Annotated in this window: 1 protein-coding gene; it reads left to right on the forward strand. The window is 68.4% G+C overall.

What is annotated here, in order from left to right:
• Positions 1–36: 36 nt before the first annotated feature.
• Positions 37–842, forward strand: an 806-nt coding sequence (locus tag ACFQS7_RS30975) for a KilA-N domain-containing protein (protein ID WP_380070989.1), incomplete at its 3' end; no start/stop codon positions are given.

The following is an 842-nucleotide window of genomic DNA, read 5'->3' on the forward strand; positions in this document are numbered from 1 at the left end:
CCCTTGAGCAAGGCCGAAACCCCGTTGGAGATCACCATGACCTTCACCAGCCTTCTCAGCTACCAAGGCAGGCCCATCCGCCTCCGCGGCACCATGCTGAACCTGACCGACATGTGGCGGGCAGCAGGCTGCCCGGAGTACCGCCGGCCGATCCACTGGCTGACCCTCGAGGAGACCACGCGCTTTCGCGCGCATGCAGAGATGCACTGGGCCGAGCTCGACGAGCCGGCCGGCCAAAATATCATCCAGGATGATATTATCCGCCTCGACCCCGATGGCTTCGTCGCCACCCTGCGTGGCCGCAACGGCGGGACCTGGGCGCACTGGCAGCTCGCGCTGGCCTACGCCCGCTACCTCTCGCCGGAGTTCCATCTCTGGTGCAACACCGTCGTCCGCGCCGCCCTGGTGTGGCACGATGGCCCAACTGCGGCGGACCACGATCCGCTGCGGCAGCACCTCGCCCAGCAGTTCCGCGACCTGCACCGTCGGCTCGACACGCTCGAGCGGCATGCGGCGGACCTGATGTTCCTGCAGCTCTCCGCGCAGGAGATCATGCTGGGCGGCCGGCTGGAGTTCACGCCGCTGAGCCGGACCATCATCGCCAAGGCGGTGGCGGCCGAGCCCTTCGACGGCCAGTGCCCCTGCTGCCACCGCGAGGCCGTCCTCACCCCGACCGGCCAGCCAGCTCCCGGCGCGGCATTCGACCACTTCTTCCATCGCGGCTTGAACAAGCCGGAGCATGGGTGGTTGATCTGCCTGGCCTGCCATGCCGAGCTGACCTACGGCGGCTACCTCGTCCGCTTCCTGCGGATGCCCGAGTTCCGCGCCTTCCAGGGCGCCGT

This window comes from Dankookia sp. GCM10030260, assembly GCF_042666655.1.
Lineage (GTDB): Bacteria > Pseudomonadota > Alphaproteobacteria > Acetobacterales > Acetobacteraceae > Paracraurococcus.